Below are 17,603 nucleotides of genomic sequence, written 5' to 3' on the forward strand. Positions count from 1 at the left end.
ACGGCGCGGTGATCTCCCACTCGGTATCCGAGGTGTCCGACGGATAGCGGCGCGGACGATTCACCGCGACACACCCACCCACAAGACATCGATGATCAACGTCACCCTCTACAACGGACGCCGGCTACTTCACAGGCTCTAACGGTCGTCTCAGGTTCGCTCATTAGGAAGTAGGCCAGCGGACAAGCGATGTAACCCGTATGCAGGAGGCTAGTGATGGTAGTCAACGAAGCGCCGGCCGGCCGGTTGGCAGGCCGGTGGGTGCCGTGGATGGTGATCGGCTTGTGGTTGGTGCTGGCGGCGTTCATGGTGCCGCTGAGCGGAAAGTTGAGTTCGGTCACCACCGACAGTGCCGCGGACACCCTGCCGGCCAGCGCCGAGTCCACCAAGGTCGCGGTACTGGAGGACAGTCTCCCCGACGGTGACGACAACACGTTCGTCTTCGTGTACCACCGCGCCGGCGGCATGACCGACGCCGACCGCGCGACGGTCGAGCGCCACTACAACACCCTTGCCAAGCGGTACCCGCCGAAGGTGGCGGCACCGGCCGGCGGCGACGACGAGGGCCCACCGACGAGCCCCTCCACCGACGGTAAGGCGATGATGTTCAACCTCGAGGTGAGCACGACCTACGGCGCACCGGAGGACATCGTCGGCCCGCTGCGTGACGCCGCGAAGGACCGCCCCGCCGGCCTGGAACTCGACGTGACCGGCCCGGGCGCGATCGACGGCGACATGGATGCCGTCTTCGACGGCATCGACGTGCAGGTCCTCCTCACCACCATTGCCGTCGTCACGCTCCTGCTCATCCTCACCTACCGCAGCCCGGTGTTGTGGATCATCCCGCTGGTGGCCGTGGGCGCGGCCGCACTGACCTCGATGGCGACCGTCTACCTGCTCGTCAAGGGCTTCGGCATCGTGGTCAACGACCAGAACTCGGCGCTGCTGACGATCCTGGTATTCGGCGTCGGCACGGACTACGCGCTGTTGCTCATCGCTCGATATCGGGAGGCACTGCACCACCACGAGAATGTCCGGGTCGCGATGGTCCACGCGCTGCGCTCCGCGGCGCCGGCCATCGTCGCGTCCGCGGCCACCGTGATCGCCGGCCTGCTCTGCCTGCTCGTCGCGGACCTGAACAGCACCAGCGGGTTGGGGCCGATCGGCGCGGCCGGCATCCTGTGCGCGCTGGTGGCCATGCTGACGCTGTTCCCGGCGGTGCTCGTGGTGCTCGGCAGGCGGATCTTCTGGCCGGCCATCCCGCGATTCAGCACGGCCGTGGAGGAGAAGCCGGGGCTGTGGGGACGGCTCGGCACCGTCATCAGCCGCCGCCGGTGGGTGGCGACACTCGGCTCGCTCGGAGTCCTCGGCGTGCTCGCCATCGGGCTGGCGGGCAACACCGGCAACCTGCGGGAGCAGGACCAGTTCCTGTCAGCGCCGGAGTCGGTCACCGGCTTCACCGTTCTCCGCCAGCACTTCCCGGAGCTCGGCGGCCAGCCGATGACGATCTTCACGCGGCCGGCGCACCAGGAGCGGGTGCTCGACATCGTCAAGGACACTCGCGGTGTGGCCCTGGCCGTCCCGGAGCAGACCAGCGGTGGCTGGGCCAACATCTCCGTGTTCCCGAAGGACGCGCCGGACACCGTCGCAGAGCACGACACGATCAAGCGGGTGCGCACCGCCGTACACGCGGTGAGCGGGGCGGAGGCGATCGTCGGCGGGCCGAGTGCGGAGAACCTCGACACCGAGGTGACCACCAAGCGCGACGAGAAGCTGGTGATCCCGCTGGTGCTCGCGGCCGTCCTGATCGTCCTCGGGCTGCTGCTGCGCGCGATCCTGGCCCCGCTGGTCCTGATGGCCACCGTGATCGTCTCATTCGCCGCGGCCTTCGGCGGCAGCGTGTTCGTCTTCGACACGATCCTCGGGTTCAAGGGCGTCGACTCTTCGGTGCCGCTGCTGGCATTCCTGTTCCTGGTGGCGCTCGGCGTGGACTACAACATATTCCTGGCCAGCCGGGCCCGGGAGGAGACCGTGCGCCTCGGGACCAGAGAGGGCATGCTCAAAGCCCTCTCCGCTACCGGTGGCGTCATCACCTCGGCAGGCCTGGTCCTGGCGGCAACGTTCGCGGTCCTCGCCACACTTCCGCTGGTGATGCTGATCGAGGTCGGGTTCCTGGTCGCCTTCGGAGTGCTGCTCGACGCTCTGCTGGTGCGGTCGGTCCTGGTGCCCGCCCTCACCCTGCTGATCGGCCGGCGGATGTGGTGGCCGAGCCGGCTGTCCCGTCCAGCGGCGGAGCTGCCGGACGGTCAACACCCGCTCGCCGACGACGAGGAGCCCGCGCTGCAACGGTGAGCGCGGTGGCACGGACGAGATCCGGGACGGGGACGCAGGCCCGTCCCGGGTCTTTTCATGGGCCCGACGGTCACCGCCCTTTGGCCCTGCGCCACGCGCCGGGGCTGGTGTCGGCGTACACCTGAGCGTGGCCCTGGCAAGATTTCCGTGAAGCTGGGGTGTGCCACCGTGCACCGGTGACGTCCCGTCACGGGTAGCGGCGTCGGAGCAGGGCCATGAGGATGACGCGGTGGCGGAGCAGCGGGACCCCCGCGCGTCCGGCCATGATCCGCTTCTGGAGCTTCAGATCGGTGATGCGGCCTTCGTTGACGCCGGAGTTGAACGGGGTGGCGATGCCCTGCACGACTGCGGGCTGGTCCTCGCGGATGGCTTTGGCAAGGCTGGCCAGGGCCGGGAGGCGGGCGGTCGTGAGTTGCTCGAGCCAGTCCGGCAGCGGGGCGGCGTCGCGGGCGTCGAGCATGGCGGCGAACTGACGCACCAGATCGTGGGTGCGGTCCAGTTCCGGGCAGTGCTCGAGCAGCCGCCTGAGTCCCTCGGCGGTGTGCAGGCCGCGCCGGGATGGCGCGGTGGTGATCCAGCGGGCGACTTCCCGGGGCGAGGGCGGCCGCTCGCGTGGCGAGTTGATCGGTAGGCCGCGACGCAGCGGCGCGACGGCCATCTTGATCCGCTGGTAGTGGCCGCGGTAGCCCTTGGCGATGAGCTCCTGGTGCAGCACCGTTGCGGTGTGCTCGCCTTCTTCCCAGCGCTGCCGCAGGTACTCCAGGTACGGGTCGAGACTGGTGGGTCGGCGGGGCCGGGTGGTTCGTACACATTCCTGCCAGGTGGCTGCTCGGGCGTATTTGCGCACGGTGCGCCGGTTCAAGCCCAGCTCGCGGGCTGCGGCGTTGAGCGAGCGACCGGTGTCGGTCACCGCGTGCACCGCCTCGAACAGCCGCTTCGCGTGGCGGCGCGCTGGGGTGTCGGCCTGGTCGGACGGTCCCGCCGGGTTCGCTGGTGGCGGTGCCGGTTCGGGCTCGGGAACTGCGGCAGGTAGGCAGCCGCGGTGGGCGGCGGCGACATCCCCGATCCGCTTCGACAGCCCCTGCCACAGGTGGAAGCGGTCGCTGACCTGCACCGCGTCCGGGGCGCCGTCGGTGATGCCTTGGCGGTAGACCAGCGAGCCGTCCCGGCAGACCACCTCCACACCGGGGTGCGTCCGCAGCCAGGCGGCCAGCTGCTCGGCGTCGCGCCCGGCCCACAGCTCGATCGGCAACCGGGTGTCGGCATCCACCAGCAGGGTTCCGTAGACGTCCGCGTACAGCGCGAAGTCGTCCACGCCCAGCACCCGCGGGGTCGCTGCCGGCGGAAGCGGCAAGCGCATCAAGTGGAACAACACGCTTGTCCGCGACAGCGGCGCCTTCAGGATCTGCAGGAGCCGGGCGCCGCCGCGGCCGGCGAGTAGCACCCCGGCCATCTCCACCAGGTGCTGCAGCAGCGGGCTGCGGCGCTGGTAGCGCGCCGTCAGCCCCTCGACCTGCTCGGCAAACGTCCGCCGACCGCAGCCCGAACTGTCACAGAACAACCGCCGCACCGACAGCGCGATCAGCACCGGGCGCCCACCGACAGCGACATCGGCCAGCGTGCGGCAATAGCGACTGTGCACCCGCGCAGAACCGCGACCGCAGTCCGGACACGCCACCGTCAACTCGCGGGTACAGGCCGCGATGCGGACCACACCGCCCGCCACCCACACTCGTTCCACCCGCACCGCACCGAGGTGCGGAGACATGATCCGTACGAAGTCATCACACTCGCTGACAGTGCCGCTACCCGTGACGGAGCGTCACCGGCGCACGGTGGCACACCCCAGCTTCACGGAAATCTTGCCAGGGCCACGTTCGCTTGTACGCCGACAGCTGGGGTCGGCGCATCGCGGTGTCCTGCCCCGAGGGTGAGCCGCGCGGGGCCATGCCCGAGGGCCACCGTCCCTTGTCCTGCGCCGCGCCGCAGGGGCGGGTCAGCGCACCGCGGTGTCCTCCCCGGCGGTGAGCCGCGCGATCGGGTCGGGCGAGGCCGCGGCCGGAAGGTCGACCCGAAGCAGCGCGCCACCGCGTGCGGAGCGGGCGACGGTGGCCCGGCCGCCGTGGGCGTCGACGACCCGCTGCACGATCGACAGCCCCAGGCCGGATCCCGGCAACGCCCGGGCACTGTCGGCACGGTAGAACCGGTCGAACACCCGCGGTACGTCGGCGGCGTCGATGCCCGGTCCGGCGTCGTCGACCTCGAGCACCGCCGACGCGCCCTCGGCACGGAGCCGGACCTGGACCGGCTGGTCCGCGGGGGACCACTTGCCAGCGTTGTCGATCAGGTTGAGCACCGCCCGCTGGAGCGCAGCGGGACGCCCGCTCACCCACACGGAGGTCACTTCGAGACCGACCTCGATGTCGGGCACGCGGGAACGCGCCCGGGTCGCGGCGGCCACCACCACGTCGGCGAGGTCGAGCAGCTCGGTGTTCTCGTCGCTGACGTCACCGCGCGCCAGGTCGGTCAGCTCGGCGGAAAGGGTGCTCAACTCGGCCACCTGGGCGCCGAGATCGTTGAGCAGCCGGGTCCGGCTCTCCGCCGGCAGTGCGCTGTCCAGGGTGCCGCGCCGATCGAGCCGGATCAGCAGCTCGACGTTGAGGCGCAGGCTGGTGAGCGGGGTCTTGAGCTCGTGGGCAGCGTCCTCGGCGAGCAGCTGCTGGGCCCGCCGGGAGTTCCGGAGCGCGGCGAGCATGTCGTTGATCGACTGGATCAGTCGCCGGATCTCTCCACCGCCCTCGTCCGGGATGTCGGCGTCGAGATCCCGGGTGTGCGCGACACGTACCGCGGCGGCGGTCAGCCGGTCGATCGGTGCCAGCCCGGTCCGCGCCACGGTCCGCCCGACAAGGGCACCGCCGGCCACGCAGAACAGCCCGATCAGCAGCATGCCGAACCCGAACCGGTTGATCGGGCTGTCGTCGGCGACGCGGGCCACCTGAACCGCGCCGTCGCCCGCCCGCAGCGTGTAGATGAGGTAGCCCTCGTCGTCGCTGTCGTTCGACTCCATCAGGTCGGCCGACGTGCCCTGCACCACGCGCCCGGCGTGCTCGCTGACAGGGGGCAGCGCGGGTTGGCCGGCCGGCGTCCGGGGCGAGCCGTCGGGCAGGATGACCCGCACCAGCCGACCGGATCCGGGATACGGCGGTAGCTGGACCTGCGCCAGACCGGCGCGCTGCGCGTTCGTCGCCAGGACGCGGGAGTCGGCGCGTAGCTGATTCTCGGCGGTGTCCCGCAGCTCCCAGTCCAGTAGCTCGCTGGCCACCTGGAAGGCCACGAAAACGCTGACCGCGATGGCCGTCGCCGCGATCACCGTCAGCCTGGTCCGCAGGGACCTCCGGCGCCACCATCGGGTCAGCCGGCGCGCTTCCCGGCCGGCGGGCCTGCTCACGGAGGAGTCTCCCGCAACGTGTATCCCAGGCCGCGCAGCGTGTAGATCAATCGCGGCTCACCCTCGGCCTCCATCTTGCGGCGCAGGTAGCTCACGTATACCTGGAGGTTGTTGGCGGTGGCGCTCATGTCGAAGCCCCAGATCGCCTCGAACAGCGCGTCGCGGGTCAAGACCCGGGTCGCGTTGCGCATGAGGACCTGCAGGAGGGAGAACTCGGTCCGGGTCAGGCGCAGCGGCCGCCCGCCCCGCCACGCCTCGAACCTGTCGGGATCAAGGCGGACGTCGGCGAACGACAGGACCTGCGACTCCCCGTCGGTCGGTGTGCGCCGACGCAGCAGGGCCCGCACCCGGGCCAGCAACTCCTCGGTGGCGAACGGCTTGGGCAGGTAGTCGTCGGCGCCCGCGTCCAGCCCCGTGACCCGGTCGGAGACCTGGTCACGGGCGGTCAGCATCAGCACCGGCAGATCCCGACCCGCGGCCCGCAACCGCCGGCAGGTCTCCAACCCGCCGAGGCGGGGCATCATCACGTCGAGGATCAGCAGATCCAGCGTGTCACCGTCGGCCCCACCAACCCCGTCGAGCACGGCGAAACCGTTGGCGACGGTGCTGGTGTCGTAACCCTCGACCTGGAGCACCCGCTCCAGCGACTCACGGATGGCCGCTTCATCATCCGCGATCATGATCCGCACGCCGGCCCGCCCCCTTCCAGTCGATGCCTTTGCCGCTCATCGTCCCCGATCAACCTGAGACCAGGATTAGAACCCCGCGCTCATCTGCTGGCGGTGCTTGCCTCCGGCGGTGCGGCTGCGGACGGTGCGGACATGAGGAGAACGCAGGAGTCAGTGGACGGGCTGAGCCTGATCCTGCTGGACGTGCGGCGGGCTGAGGCTGGTCGGTGAGGACGGTCTGCTGCCCGCGATCACTCAGCACCTGATGCAGGCCGCTCTGGAGGCCAGTTCCCGGAGTACGGGCTCGACCCCCAGGTGCGGGTGCTCGTCAACGAGCGCCGTCACCTGGGCCGGGTCGGGTCGAGCTGGGCCGCGAAAAAAGCGGAGGCCGTCCGCAGGACTCCATTCGCACGCTTGAGCTGGGCGTTCTCCTTGCGAAGGGCGGCAAGCTCCTCACGCTCGGCTGTGGTGAGCATGTCGCCTCACTCGCCTCGGCCTCGATCAGTTCCTGCAGCAGCCGCTCGGCGACCTCCCGGACGAGTTCAAGACCATCTGCCGAACGTAGTGACTCAAGCAGGCGAAGCAGGTCATGCTGGGACAAGGCCACCGTGCACCCCCTGGGGTCGAACTGCCCGTTCACTCCGGACAGTTGCACGGTGGCCTGCCAGTTGAGCAGGGAGCAGACACCGGCAGATGGTGCAGACGAGGGAGCAGACCCCGCGCACTCAGCCGCGGTGATCCCCTACACCACACAGCGGGACGCGATCGCCGGCAATGCCCGCTCCTGTGGCAGAGGACCCGATCGTTCTGCGGGACGGCAGTGACTCCTTCGGCGTCGATGAGGAGCGCGTGCTCGTCCTGTGGAGTGGGAGTGCCCGGAGTACCCGCGAGAGGCGCCCTGCGCAAGGTCAAGAACCTTGCTGGACGGGTTGGCACCGAAGTTCCAGCGGAGGATGACGCCCCCAACCTTCCTGCGGCACGGGCAGAACAGGAGAGCCTCAAGTGGTCTTCTGCTCACCGAGGATGGTCGAGTCGAGCAGTTCCTCGGCCTCTCCGTCGGACAGTGAGAGCGCCAGTGCGAGTTCTGCGAGGACCGGCTGGCGGGCGTGCTTGAGCATGTCCCTCTCCGCCGAGGAAAGCCCGCGCTCCTCCTGACGTCGCGTGAGGTCGCGAACGACGCCGGCGGTGAGCAGGGGGTCGCCGATCCGGAGCTTCTCACCGTTGGCCTTGAACCGCCGTGACCAGATTTCCTCCTGCTCGCCGGTGGGAGCCCTCAGGACGTCGAGCAGTTCCTGTACCTGTGTGGCGGCGTAGACCGAGCGCAGTCCCACCTCGTCGGCCTTCTCGACCGGAACGGCGATGTGCAGGTCGGTCCGGTGGATCTGGAACTGGACGTAACGCCTGCTCCTGCCGTTGACCGAGCGGTCGAGAACCTCGGTGACGGTGGCCGGACCGTGGTGGGGGTGGATGAGTGTCTGGCCCTCGGAGAACTGCATGCCGTTCAACCCTCGCTGTGCGTGCGGCGCCGCGTTCGGCCGGGCCCGAGCGTGATGCAGGGCGTACGGCCGTCCCACCGCTCGGTCCCGGCCGCGGACGGTCGGTGATGGGCAGTGTGGGAGCGCAGAGATCGGCGCGGTCATATGGATGAGCGCGCAAAGAACTCTGCGAACCAGCTCTTCCATTTTCCCACCGCACCGCGCGTGGCTCTGGATGTAATTCTGGTCACATTCTCGCGAGCGCGCCGGGTCGGGGGAACTCGGGTAAGGCGTAGGTGTCAACTGAACGTATGGCGCTCTGCTTTGCGGTGTCTGTGCGTTGAATGTCCCTGCGACCCATGGGCGCCGGCTGGGTGCCATGCAACAGCCGGCTATGACGCTCTGCTGCTAATATACAAGCGACACGCATATCGATGAGATGCGCCTCACTGCACGCACGTGCGTGCGTGATTTCTCTCTCCTCCGCGTCGGGACCCGCTGTCATGTCCTCCGGGCGACAGCCGTGCGGAGCGAAGAGTGGGAAGTGGGGTTGCGCATGGCTGACAAAGGTAAAGCGCTGGATCTTGTACTGGCGCAGATTGAACGGCAATTCGGCAAGGGCGCGGTCATGCGCATGGGTGACCGGACGAACGAGCCCATCGAGGTCATCCCCACCGGGTCGACCGCGCTCGACGTGGCCCTCGGCGTCGGCGGCCTGCCGCGCGGCCGGGTGGTGGAGGTCTACGGGCCGGAGTCCTCCGGCAAGACGACCCTGACCCTGCACGCGGTGGCCAACGCGCAGAAGGCCGGCGGTCAGGTCGCCTTCGTGGACGCGGAGCACGCCCTGGACCCCGAGTACGCGAAGAAGCTCGGCGTCGACATCGACAACCTGATCCTGTCCCAGCCGGACAACGGCGAGCAGGCGCTGGAGATCGTGGACATGCTGGTCCGCTCCGGCGCCCTGGACCTCATCGTGATCGACTCCGTCGCGGCGCTCGTCCCGCGCGCGGAGATCGAGGGCGAGATGGGTGACAGCCATGTGGGTCTGCAGGCCCGGCTGATGAGCCAGGCGCTGCGGAAGATCACCAGTGCGCTCAACCAGTCGAAGACCACGGCGATCTTCATCAACCAGCTCCGCGAGAAGATCGGCGTGATGTTCGGCTCGCCGGAGACCACGACCGGTGGCCGGGCGCTGAAGTTCTACGCCTCGGTGCGTCTGGACATCCGCCGGATCGAGACGCTGAAGGACGGCACCGACGCGGTCGGCAACCGCACCCGTGTCAAGGTCGTCAAGAACAAGGTGGCGCCGCCCTTCAAGCAGGCCGAGTTCGACATTCTTTATGGCCAGGGCATCAGCCGTGAGGGCGGCCTGATCGACATGGGTGTGGAGCACGGCTTCGTCCGCAAGGCCGGTGCCTGGTACACCTACGAGGGCGACCAGCTCGGCCAGGGCAAGGAGAACTCCCGTAACTTCCTCAAGGACAACCCCGATCTCGCCAACGAGATCGAGAAGAAGATCCTGAAGAAGCTCGGCATCGGCGTGCAGGCCGAGGAGTCCGCAGAGCTGGTTCACCAGCGGGCGGTCGACACCCCGTACGCCCAGAGCGAGTCCGCGCCCTCTGCCGTGCCGATCATGGCTGCCCTGCCGCATCGCACCGACGCCGCAACAGACAAGCAACCGGACAGCGCGCAGAACGGGGTCTTCGCACTTGATGGGGGTGCGGCGGTGACGGACGGGCTGACCGGTCACGCTGTGTGAGGTGGGCAGGGTGCGGGTGGCCTATATGCAGGGAGCCCGCGAGCCTTCATGGTCATGGTTGTTCTCAAAAACTCGAAGACCCGCAAGACGCCGAAGAGCTCATTCTGTGAGCGGCCAAGTGTCACTCTTTCGTTCTTCTCGCCGCTTTCTGTACCGGCTCGGATTTTCACTGCGCACGTGATGCGCTTCTCTGTCAAGGGCGATATTTGCCACATCGAAAGGGTGCTGAACAGCGGACCTGGCGTGTAAAGACACGGTGTTATGTTGGTTTCGGCTAGTTCTCGACACCACCTGAGGTTTACGAAGTGGGAAAACGGCTCGTCGTCAAGGGTGCACGTCAGCATAATCTCCGTGACGTGTCCGTCGAACTGCCCTGGGATGCGCTGATCGTTTTCACGGGTGTATCCGGATCCGGAAAGTCAAGCCTGGCATTCGACACCATATTTGCCGAGGGGCGGCGGCGTTATGTCGAATCCCTCTCTGCGTATGCACGGCAGTTTCTCGGACAGCTCGACAAGCCCGATGTCGATGCCCTCGAGGGACTGTCCCCGGCGATCTCCATCGACCAGAAGACGTCGAGTCGCAACCCGCGCTCCACAGTGGGCACCATCACCGAGGTCTACGACCACCTGCGCCTGCTGTACGCCAGGATCGGTCACCCCCACTGCCCCGAGTGCGGTGAGCCGGTCAGCCGGCAGACGCCGCAGCGCATCGTCGACCTGTTGCTGGACGAGGACGAGGGGACCCGTTTCCAGGTGCTGGCGCCGGTCGTCCGCGACCGCAAGGGCGAACACGTCGAGGTCTTCCGTCGGTTGTCCGCCGACGGGTTCAGCCGGGTACGGGTGGACGGGACGGTCCTCGCGCTGGCCACTCCGCCCACGCTGGACAAGCGCAGGAAGCACTCCATCGACGTGGTCGTGGACCGGCTGGCCGTCAAGCGGGCTGCCCGGCAGCGGCTTACGGAGTCCGTGGAGACCGCGCTGGGGCTCGGCGGTGGCGTCCTGCGGGTCGAGTTCGTGGACCGGGAACCCGGCACGGCAGGGCGTGAGCTGGTTTTCTCCGAGGCGATGGCCTGCCCGCGCTCACACGACATCGGCCTGGAGTCTTTGGAGCCCCGGCTGTTCTCCTTCAACGCGCCCTGGGGTGCCTGCCCCACCTGCACCGGCCTCGGTTCGCGCATGGAGGTCGACCCCGCTCTCGTCGTCCCGGACGACTCCAAGTCCCTGGCGGAGGGCGCCATCGCCCCCTGGACCAACACCAGCGGCGCCGACTACTTCACCCGCCTGCTCGAAGCCCTGGCCGCCGACGTCGGCTTCAGCATCACCACCCCTTGGCGTCAACTTCCGGATGGTGTGCGTCAAATGGTGCTGAACGGGGCGGATCGGCAGCTGCACCTCACGTACCGGAACCGCTTCGGACGTGATCGCTCGCACAGGGTCCGCTTCGAAGGGGTGATCCCGCACATCAAGCGCCGCTTCGCCGAGGGCGCCGAGTCCGCAGCCGGTCAGAACCGGTTCGCCGGGTACATGCGCGAGGTGCCGTGTGCGGCATGTGGGGGCGCGAGGCTCGCCCCGGGGGTCCTCGCGGTCACGGTCGGCGGGCACAGCATCGCTCAGGCGGCCGCCCTGCCGCTCAGTGAACTCGCCGCGTTCATCGAGAGGCTGGAGTTGGGCGCCAGTGAGCGGCGGATCGCCGAGGCCGTGCTCTCGGAGATCGGCGAGCGGCTGCGGTTCCTGCTCGACGTCGGCCTGGACTACCTCTCGCTCGACCGGCCCGCCGCCACTCTTTCCGGTGGGGAGACACAGCGGATCCGGCTGGCGACCCAGATCGGCACGGGACTGACCGGTGTGCTGTACGTGCTGGACGAGCCGTCCATCGGGCTGCACCAGCGCGACAACCAACGGCTCATCGAGACCCTGAAGCGGCTGCGTGACCGCGGCAACACGGTGATCGTCGTCGAGCATGACGAGGAGACGCTGCGGGTCGCCGACTGGGTGGTGGACATCGGCCCCGGCGCCGGCACGCACGGCGGCCGGATCGTCTGCTCAGGCACTGTGGAGGAACTGGCCGTACATCCCGAGTCCGTCACCGGCGCCTACCTTTCCGGACGCCGCACGATCCCCCTGCCCGCCCGGCGCAGAGAGCCGGCACAGGGCCGCGCCCTCACCGTGCACGCGGCATCCGAGCACAACCTGCGCAACGTGACGGTGTCGTTCCCGCTCGGCCTGTTCACCGCGGTCACCGGCGTCTCCGGCTCCGGCAAGTCGACCCTGGTCAACGACATTCTGCACACCGCGCTCGCCCAGCGCATCCACCGCGCGCACAAGGTGCCGGGGCGGCATCGCGCCCTCACCGGCATCGAACACATCGACAAGGTGGTCCAGGTCGACCAGTCGCCGATCGGCCGCAGCCCCGCTCCAACCCGGCGACGTACACGGGCGTCTTCGACCACCTGCGCAAGCTGTTCGCCCAGACTCCGGAGGCGAAGGTGCGCGGCTACCAGCCCGGCCGGTTCTCCTTCAACGTCAAGGGCGGCCGCTGCGAACACTGCTACGGCGACGGCACCATCAAGGTTGAGATGAACTTCCTCCCGGACGTCTACGTCCCCTGCGAGATGTGCGAGGGCGCCCAGTACAACCGGGAAACCCTCGAGGTGCGTTACAGGGGAAGGTCCATCGCGGACGTGCTCGCCATGACCGTGGCGGAGAGCCTGGACTTCTTCGACGGCCACCGGATCATCTCCCGGCACCTGCGGGCCCTGGACGACATCGGGCTCGGTTATGTGAAGCTCGGCCAGGCGGCCACCACCCTGTCCGGCGGCGAGGCGCAGCGCGTCAAGCTCGCCACCGAACTCCAACGCCGTACCCGTGGGCGCACCCTGTACGTGCTGGACGAACCCACCACCGGCCTCCACGTCGCCGATGTCGAGCGTCTGCTGACGGCGCTCCAACGACTGGTCGACGGCGGCAACACGGTCGTCGTCATCGAGCACAACCTCGACGTGCTCAAGGCAGCCGACTGGCTGATCGACATGGGGCCGGAAGGCGGACACCGGGGCGGCGAGGTCATTGCCGAAGGCACTCCGGAACAGGTCGCGGCCGACCCCCGGTCGTACACCGGACGGTATGTGAACCCCCTTCTGGAGCCCAGGTGAACGCCACAGACGTGCAGGGTGCGGAGGAGAGCCTGCGCCCGGAGTACGACGAGACCGACGCTCCCGCCCGCCAGCTTCCCTCGGGAGACGGCACGGTCGACCAGGTCAAGGACTACCTGCGGCTCATCGCCAAGGTCCGGCTGCTGACCGCCGAGCAGGAGGTGGAACTGAGCAAGCGCATCGAAGCCGGCCTGTACGCCGAGCACCTCCTCGAGGAGGCGCGCCCGAACCCGGAATCCGGCCGGGAGCTGACGCTCCTCGCCGAGGACGGCCGCCGCGCGAAGAACCATTTCACCGAGGCGAACCTCCGCCTGGTGGTCTCCGTCGCCAAGCGCTACACCGGACGCGGGCTGCAGTTCCTAGACCTGGTCCAGGAGGGCAACACCGGGCTGATCAGAGCCGTGGAGAAGTTCGACTACACCAAGGGCTTCAAGTTCTCCACGTACGCGACCTGGTGGATCAAGCAGGCGGTCACCCGCGCCCTGGCCGACCAGAGCCGTACCATCCGCATACCGGTGCACGCCGTGGAGGTCATCAACCGCGTGGCGCGGATCCGCCGCGAGTTGATCCACAGCACCGGGAACGAGCCCACCCCGGAAGAACTGGCCGAGAAGGCGGGCATCCCGGTGGAACGGCTGACCGAACTCAACGCCTACACCAAGGAACCCGTCTCGTTGGACACCACGCTGTCCGACGACGGAAGCACCGACTTCGGCGACCTCATCATGGACAGCGACTCGCCCTCCCCCTGGGGCGTGGTCACCTTCGGTCTTCTCCAGCAAACCATCCAGTCCGTCCTGACGGAGATGACCCCGCGTGAGGCCGGCATCATCTCTCTGCGCTACGGGCTCCTGGGCGGCAGTTCCCGGACCCTGGAGGAGATCGGCAGGATCTACGGCGTGACACGCGAACGCATACGCCAGATCGAGGCCAAGACAATGAGCAAGCTGCGCCACCCGTCACGCTCGCACGTGCTGCGGGACTACCTCACTGACGACTGACGGAAGCCGGGGGCCTGCCCCCCGGCCCGGGGTGAAGGTCGGCACAGCGCGGGTGTGCTGTGTCTCCTGGGCGCGTCGTGCGGCTTCTTCGAGGCCCTGTTCGTCGGCGATGGCCTCTTCGAACTATGCGTCGACCGGGCCGAGCGCAAAGCTGAGATCGCGGCGCATGTTGGTCGTGGCGCTTGCCATGCCCGCCAGGTGCGGGGCACGCTGTCGGATCGCATCGCGGATCTTACGGCTGGCGCCACGCTTGTGGGCGGCAAGATCGAATATGACCTGGGCTCGCAATGATTTCCTCCTGTCATGTCTGGTACACGGGGACCCGACTCGAGATACCCGTCGGGCGGGTCGGCTCTCCTCGCTCGTGACGCTCGTTTGACGCTCTACGATTCTCACGGCAGGCCCAGAGGACAGAAAATACCGCCTGACCTGGTACTTCTCGCCGACCGCCGTCTGGCACGTGTTTTCCATGACCTCGCACGTGGAGTGTGTGGCAATTTTGGAACCTGCGGCAAAGGCTGTCTGACCTGCGGTTTTCGGTTTCACGGTCATTTCTCGACCTGTTTCCCCGTGCCCAACGCTTCGAGCGCACAACCTGTCTATTGCTAGCAGTCTGACCTGCGGATTTACCGGAAAAGCGGTGACCCCGCCGGTGTCGACGACATGACACCGCTCAAGTTTCTTGACGCTCGGTCCGAAGATCTGGCCCGGTCTTTTTGGCCGTATCCAGGGCGGGCGGAGGCAGGCGAGGCAACTGCCTGAGGTCTTGTCGTATCGGGTGGCGATGCCACGCCAGGCGATCAGCTTGTTGATCATCGGGACGTACCTGCCGATCGGCGGGGTTCGGCGCGTGCAAAGACCCCTTCCCGGTCCAGGGGAGGCGGCGCCTTTCGTGAGAGCTGTGCGAGACGACGAGGCCCGCTGGGAACCACGCCACGGGGCTTCTGCGCGGAGCCGTGAGGCGACGAAGCCCCACATCGGAGCGCTCCGATGTGGGGCTTCGTCGTGAGGCCGGCTGCGTTGACGCGCACGACGCAGTCGGCGCCTCATGCAGGTCACCACCGTGCCGTGGGACAACGGCTCCTTCTACGACGGTCATCGCCCGACCCCCCTTCATGCGCGGGTCCGCCTCTGGCCGGCCTGACCGTTGCAGGTCCGCAGGACCAGCGGGGTCCCGTTGGCGGTGCCGGCCCCGTCGGCGTCGCCCTTCGTCTACCGCACGTCGAGCGACCCCACCAACCCCAACGGCTGGTCCTCGCCGCAGCCGCTGTTCACCGGTAGCGTCTCCGGCTCCAGCACCGGCCCGAGCGACCAGACCCTGATCGGCGACGGCCAGAACATGTACCTGTTCTTCGCCGGTGACAACGGCAAGATCTACCGGGCGAGCATGCCGATCGGGAACTTCCCGGGCAGCTTCGGCTCGTCGTACACGACGATCATGAGCGACTCGACGAACAACCTGTTCGAGGGGGTGCAGGTCTACAAGGTTCAGGGCCAGAACCAGTACCTCATGATCGTTGAGGCGATGGGTGCGAATGGGCGCTACTTCCGCTCGTTCACGGCTTCCAGCCTGAGCGGTTTGTGGACCCCGCAGGCCGGCAGCGAAAGCAACCCCTTCGCGGGCAAGGCCAACAGCGGTGCCACCTGGACCAATGACATCAGCCACGGTGACCTGGTCCGCCACAACCCCGACCGGACCATGACCATCGACCCCTGCAACCTGCAGTTCCTCTACCAGGGCAAGTCCCTCACCGCGGGCGGCGACTGCAACCGACTGCCGTGGCGGCCGGGTGTCCTCACCCTGCAGCGCTGACCTTCCTGATTCACGGTGATCGCGATGTGGTGCGGTCCGCCGACGTGCAGGCGAGCGGTTTACGGCGTGGGCAATTCCACCTGCTGACCGATACTCACCGACTTGAGGAGCCCCAGCCGTGCGGCGGCTGGGGCTCCTCTTCGGTGGGCTTTCACCGTGGGTACGGGCCGAAGCACCGAGCGCTTTCCCACCTCACGCTGACGCGTGGTGAAGAACGAGAACGGTCTTCACGACGTCGGTGATGCGGTTGGTGCCGCAGCGGAGTTTCCGCAGCAGGCGCCGGCCCATGGCCTGATCGAGTCGGGGCCCGCGCCGGGTTCGATCGGGCGGTCCATCCGAGGCGACGCCACCGGTCGGGCGAGTACGGGCAGCCGGGCGAACACGAGAGAGTGCCCGCGGGGTGAGGAAGCAGATCCCCGTTGTGGCGCTGACTCGGCAGCAGGAGCGCCAGTCCGCGAATCGCGGCACCAGCACCGGCGTGCACCGCTTCCACGAGCTGCTCGGTCATCGGGCCACGCCCGTCAAGACCGACGCAGGCCCTCGTGCCACGCCCGTCACCGGCCGGCCTGTCGGTAGATACGGCCGAAAGCATGAATGCCCAGCGGTGGCCGGCACCTGCCGACGGTAGCCGTGGCGCAGTCGGCGGCACTCCGGGAAGCCCGACGGGCTGCGCGGCTGTGGGTCACTCCGAGCGCCGGACCTGAGCTTCGGGGCTGCTCCGACCATCAAGAGACCGGACGAGGAAAGTTACCTCATGTTCGAGCGCGCAGAAATCTATGCCCGCCAGAGTAGACATTGAGTTGTGGTGTGGTTATGGTTTCTCTTGTAGCCGAGATCGAGCAAGGCCTGGCAGAGACGAACTGCCGGGCAGTAGTACACGCAGATGCAGTGCGCAGGACGGTGCGGTGGTGGAGTTCCGAAGCCAGGGTTGTCGTAGGACGGCGACGGGACTGACGACCGGACCGGGTGGCCCGCAGTGATCAGGGGCCGCCGTGAGCAGGGCCGCGGTCAACGCGGTGGCAGTACCTGTAGGTGGCAGTACCTGTAAGTGCAGTGCGCAGTACTCAGCAGTGAAGTCAGTGAGCAGTACCCCGGTGAAGGCGTCGGCTGCGGGCGCGCGCACCGGGAGGTTCGGCAGTGGGGTTCCAAGCCAGAGCAGACGCAGGACGGGCGACGGGGCTGGCTGCCGAAGAGTGGCGCTGTCACGGGCCACGGAGCAGTTCGCATCACCAGCAGTACGTAGGAGAGCAGTACCAGCAGTAGGTAAGTGATTGATCCCAGAGGGAGGAACGGAGGACTTCAGCGCCATCAGGATCGCCCGGGCGGAAGCCTTGAACCCGGGTACCGCAGGACATCGATAGTGAGGTGGTCTCCGGTCACGCAACCGCGATCCCCGCACCCCCGACGGCATCCCGGTCGGGTCAGCGGACACAGAAGGCCGGCGCAACACCAGGGCCGGCAGATGGTGTAGCAGTTCCTTCGGGGCCCTGGTGCCATTGGCACCAGGGCCCCTCCACGCGTTCCACAGAGAGGTGCAATGACCGCAGACGACTCGTTCGGCCGTCTCGACGACGACGACTACCCCGCCTACACCATGGGCCGGGCCGCCGAGATGCTCGGCACCACCCCGGGCTTCCTCCGCGCCCTCGGCGAAGCCCGCCTGATCACCCCGCTCCGCTCCAAGGGCGGCCACCGCCGCTACTCCCGCTACCAGCTGCGCATCGCGGCCCGTGCCCGGGAACTCGTCGACCACGGCACCCCCATCGAGGCCGCCTGCCGCATCGTCATCCTCGAAGACCAGCTCGAAGAAGCCCAGCGCATCAACGCCGAGCACCGCCGAGCCGCCGGATCACCCAACCCCCCGGCCGCGGCATGAGAGGAGCGTGCCGGCCGGTATCGGCGGACACCGCCCGCACGGTCCCGGTCTGCGGCG

General features: G+C 68.1%; 10 protein-coding genes and 3 pseudogenes. 7 read left to right on the top strand and 6 right to left on the bottom strand.

Features of this window, described 5'->3' with window-relative positions:
* The first annotated feature begins 216 nt into the window (after positions 1-216).
* Positions 217-2,352, top strand: coding sequence for an MMPL family transporter (locus tag ACVW19_RS28550; RefSeq protein WP_457462940.1), 2,136 nt, complete (start codon positions 217-219; stop codon positions 2,350-2,352).
* 187 nt (positions 2,353-2,539) lie between these two features.
* Here ACVW19_RS28550 and ACVW19_RS28555 read toward each other — a convergent pair whose 3' ends face one another.
* From ACVW19_RS28555 to ACVW19_RS28580, 6 genes and pseudogenes are all read right to left on the bottom strand, one after another.
* Positions 2,540-4,120 carry an ISL3 family transposase gene (locus ACVW19_RS28555; RefSeq protein WP_457462942.1) on the bottom strand — a complete coding sequence of 527 codons (1,581 nt, stop codon included), beginning with the start codon at positions 4,118-4,120 and terminating at the stop codon, positions 2,540-2,542.
* Between the two features lie 228 nt (positions 4,121-4,348).
* The gene (locus ACVW19_RS28560) at positions 4,349-5,800 is read right to left on the bottom strand and encodes a HAMP domain-containing sensor histidine kinase (RefSeq protein ID WP_457462944.1); all 1,452 of its coding nucleotides are present in this window, start codon (positions 5,798-5,800) and stop codon (positions 4,349-4,351) included.
* Complete coding sequence (locus tag ACVW19_RS28565; RefSeq protein WP_055570514.1) at positions 5,797-6,489, bottom strand: response regulator transcription factor; 693 nt, start codon at positions 6,487-6,489, stop codon at positions 5,797-5,799. Before ACVW19_RS28565 ends, ACVW19_RS28560 begins: the two co-directional genes overlap by 4 nt.
* 320 nt (positions 6,490-6,809) lie before the next feature.
* A complete protein-coding gene (locus ACVW19_RS28570) occupies positions 6,810-6,944 on the bottom strand; it encodes a hypothetical protein (protein WP_388919312.1) in 135 nt (44 codons plus the stop codon).
* A 5-nt stretch (positions 6,945-6,949) separates the two neighbouring features.
* Positions 6,950-7,075, bottom strand: a pseudogene (locus tag ACVW19_RS28575) (IS256 family transposase); the annotation flags it as partial.
* Between the two features lie 391 nt (positions 7,076-7,466).
* On the bottom strand, positions 7,467-7,964 hold the full coding sequence (locus ACVW19_RS28580; RefSeq protein ID WP_457462945.1) for a CarD family transcriptional regulator: 498 nt from the start codon (positions 7,962-7,964) through the stop codon (positions 7,467-7,469).
* Positions 7,965-8,499: 535 nt separating this feature from the next.
* On the opposite strand from ACVW19_RS28580, the gene recA reads away from it, so the two are divergent.
* From recA to ACVW19_RS28610, 6 genes and pseudogenes are all read left to right on the top strand, one after another.
* Positions 8,500-9,702, top strand: a complete 1,203-nt coding sequence (recA, locus tag ACVW19_RS28585) for a recombinase RecA (RefSeq protein WP_457462947.1) — start codon at positions 8,500-8,502, stop codon at positions 9,700-9,702.
* 305 nt (positions 9,703-10,007) lie between these two features.
* Positions 10,008-12,856 (top strand): annotated as a pseudogene (gene uvrA / locus ACVW19_RS28590) (excinuclease ABC subunit UvrA).
* Positions 12,853-13,857, top strand: coding sequence for an RNA polymerase sigma factor (locus ACVW19_RS28595; RefSeq protein WP_457462949.1), 1,005 nt, complete (start codon positions 12,853-12,855; stop codon positions 13,855-13,857). Before uvrA ends, ACVW19_RS28595 begins: the two are co-directional and overlap by 4 nt.
* 54 nt (positions 13,858-13,911) lie before the next feature.
* Positions 13,912-14,148 carry a hypothetical protein gene (locus ACVW19_RS28600; protein ID WP_457462950.1) on the top strand — a complete coding sequence of 79 codons (237 nt, stop codon included), beginning with the start codon at positions 13,912-13,914 and terminating at the stop codon, positions 14,146-14,148.
* 913 nt (positions 14,149-15,061) lie between these two features.
* Positions 15,062-15,670 (top strand): annotated as a pseudogene (locus tag ACVW19_RS28605) (non-reducing end alpha-L-arabinofuranosidase family hydrolase); the annotation flags it as partial.
* Between the two features lie 1,537 nt (positions 15,671-17,207).
* A complete protein-coding gene (locus ACVW19_RS28610) occupies positions 17,208-17,546 on the top strand; it encodes a helix-turn-helix domain-containing protein (RefSeq protein WP_457462952.1) in 339 nt (112 codons plus the stop codon).
* Positions 17,547-17,603 lie beyond the last annotated feature (57 nt).

Source organism: Streptomyces sp. TE5632 (genome assembly GCF_054061295.1).